At 60.7% G+C, this 2,571-nt stretch carries 2 protein-coding genes; both read right to left on the reverse strand.

The annotated features are described in order from the left end of the window. Window positions 1-361: 361 nt before the first annotated feature. Complete coding sequence (locus B2A78_RS25375; RefSeq protein ID WP_077732838.1) at window positions 362-1,561, reverse strand: IS91 family transposase; 1,200 nt, start codon at window positions 1,559-1,561, stop codon at window positions 362-364. A 9-nt stretch (window positions 1,562-1,570) separates the two neighbouring features. Continuing rightward, window positions 1,571-2,446 carry a site-specific integrase gene (locus B2A78_RS25380; RefSeq protein ID WP_077732839.1) on the reverse strand — a complete coding sequence of 292 codons (876 nt, stop codon included), beginning with the start codon at window positions 2,444-2,446 and terminating at the stop codon, window positions 1,571-1,573. Window positions 2,447-2,571: the final 125 nt, after the last annotated feature.

Below are 2,571 nucleotides of genomic sequence, written 5' to 3' on the forward strand. Positions count from 1 at the left end.
GGTTAAGGGTTGTGCGATGCCTGCCCCTACGCGCAGGAGCAGCAGGTTGCGAATGCCCTCGCCGGGCAGGCGTCGCACAAGCCTCCAGGGAGGAAACCGCGGGGATGTACCGGTACGCTTGAAACGGCCTAAATGGCTATGGCGATTTGACGGTTTGCCGTCGGGGTGAATTGAGGCATTGTACTGCTTGGCTGCAAGGTTTCCTTATGACAAAGGGCCGTGACCGTCTCCCCATGGCGGAGTTGGCCATGGGGTTGGGTGGCAAAAATCCCGGTTTTCCCACATTTGGCAAAGTCTTCCCTCGTCGGCCCCCAAACACCAGAGAGCCAATACGCGGCATTTGCACCCACCAATAATCCGGTCATGGAACACTCCGAGCGCTGGGCGGCGCGCGTATCGAGGTTCGGTGTCCCCACGTTTCGATGATGACCATCGGCGCACCGCAATCCGGGCAGACAAAGGTCGGGCGAGTCGGTCCAGAGGAGACCTCGGCAGATTCGGGTTCAGGCGGGATTGCTGCGGTTGGTTCTGCCAAGAGCTCACGAACTCGCGCAAGATTCTCCCTGCGCCCGCCGTTGGCGATGAGGCCGTAGTGGCGGATGCGGTGGAAACCGCTGGGTAGGACATGCAACAAGAAGCGCCGCATGAACTCGCCCGTATCGAGGGTCATGGTCTTATGCCGTGTCCGTCCTTTGGCTCGATAATCCTTCCAGCGGAAGGTCACACCCCGTTCATCCAGGGTGACGAGTCGCCGGTTGGAAATCGCGACCCGATGGGTATAGCGGGACAGATAGGCCAGCACAGCTTCCGGGCCGGCAAACGGGCGTTTGGCATAGACCACCCATTCGCAGGCTTTCAACGGTGCCACCCACTCAGCAAACGCCACCGGCTCCACGAGATGGGCGAACTCGCCGAAGAACTGCAGCCGTCCTGCGTGATAGGCCTGTTCCAGCGATTCCAGGAAGCGCCGGCGAAACAACCGCGAGAGCACCCGGACCGATAGGAAGAAACCCGGTTTGCAGGCCACCCAACGCGATCCGTCGGGCGACAAGCCGCCGCCGGGCACGATGCCGTGCACATGGGGATGATGGGTTAATGCCGATCCCCACGTATGCAGCACCAGGGTGGCGCCGATTCTCGCCCCCAGATGTTTGGGATCGGCGGCGATGGTACGCAGCGTCTCGGCGGCGACGTCGAACAACAGGTCGTAGATCACCGCCTTGTTGGTGTAGGCGATGGCACCGATCGGTGCCGGCAGGGTGAAGACGACATGGTAATACGACACCGGTAACAAATCGGCCTGACGCGCTTCGAGCCAACGTTTCGCCGCACCTCCTTGGCACTTCGGGCAATGCCGATTGCGGCAGGAGTTATAGGCGATCTCGTCGTGGCCGCAGGCTTGGCAACACAGCACATGTCCCCCCAGCGCCGCACTGCGGCACTTTTCGATGGCTGACATGACCTGGAGCTGACTCAGACTCAAATGGCCGCGCTGAGCCTGGCGCCAAGCGTCCCCGTGGGCGCGGAAGATATCCGCGACCTCCAGGGCACACCGCCCCACAGCGGTCCCTTACGAAGGAGGCAGCGTCTCGATGGGGCTGATCACTTCACGCATGAGGTTGTTGGCTACCTGGGTGTAATGCGCCGTTGTGTCCAACTTTTTGTGCCCCAGCAAGGCCTGGATCACGCGGATGTCCACCTTCTGTTCCAGCAAATGGGTGGCGAAGCTATGGCGCAAGGTGTGCAGCGAGACTCGTTTGTCGATCTGAGCCGTATCGGCCGCCAAGTGGATCGCTCGGTTGAGTTGGCGGGTGCTGAGGTGATCGATCGGGTTCAGCCCCGGAAACAACCATCCGCCGTCGAGCATCTTGCCTTGCGCTCTGGCGACGCGCCACCAGACCCGCAGACGCTCCAACAGCACGGGCGGCAGCATCGCATAGCGGTCCTTGTGCCCCTTACCTTGCTCAACCCGTAACGTCATCCGTTGGCTATCGATATCGCCAACGCGCAAAGCCACCACTTCGCTGGCTCGCAATCCGGTGGCGTAGGCCACTGAGAGCGCCGTTTGGTGTTTGAGATTACCGGCCGCCGCGATCAGCCGCGAAACTTCCTCACGACTCAGGACCACCGGCAGCGTCTTGGGTAGTTTGACCGGCTGCATCTTGGCCATGAGGTGGCCGCGATCCAGCGTGACATCGAAAAGAAACTTGAGCCCAGTAATCGTGATGTTGAGTGTAATGGGCGAAACACCGTGATCGACCAGATAGAGTTGGAAGTTTCGCAAGTCCTCTGCCGTCGCGGTGTCGGGTGAGCGACCCAGATAGGCCGCCAATCGCCGCGCGGCACGAATGTACTGACTCTGGGTTTTCTCCGAGAGTTTGCGCAACCGCATATCTTCGATCATGCGTTGGCGCAGGGGAGATGCAGCGGGCGTCGAGAGGTTCATGGCTCTGCTCCTGTCGTGAAGCGAGGCGGATTGCCTCGTTCGCCAACATAGAAAAGAGAGCCAAACTTCTTCAATTATCTTCAGCCCTGGATCGGAGCACCCCTACCGCGCGAGCGGTTTAGTCC

Origin of the sequence: Methylocaldum sp. 14B (genome assembly GCF_002005105.1) — a bacterium.
In the GTDB taxonomy this organism is placed as follows: Bacteria; Pseudomonadota; Gammaproteobacteria; order Methylococcales; family Methylococcaceae; genus Methylocaldum.

Bases quoted from the DNA above. Each gene is read 5' to 3' on its own strand.
- B2A78_RS25380 (WP_077732839.1), bottom strand. From the start codon at position 2,446: ATGAACCTCTCGACGCCCGCTGCATCTCCCCTGCGCCAACGCATGATC.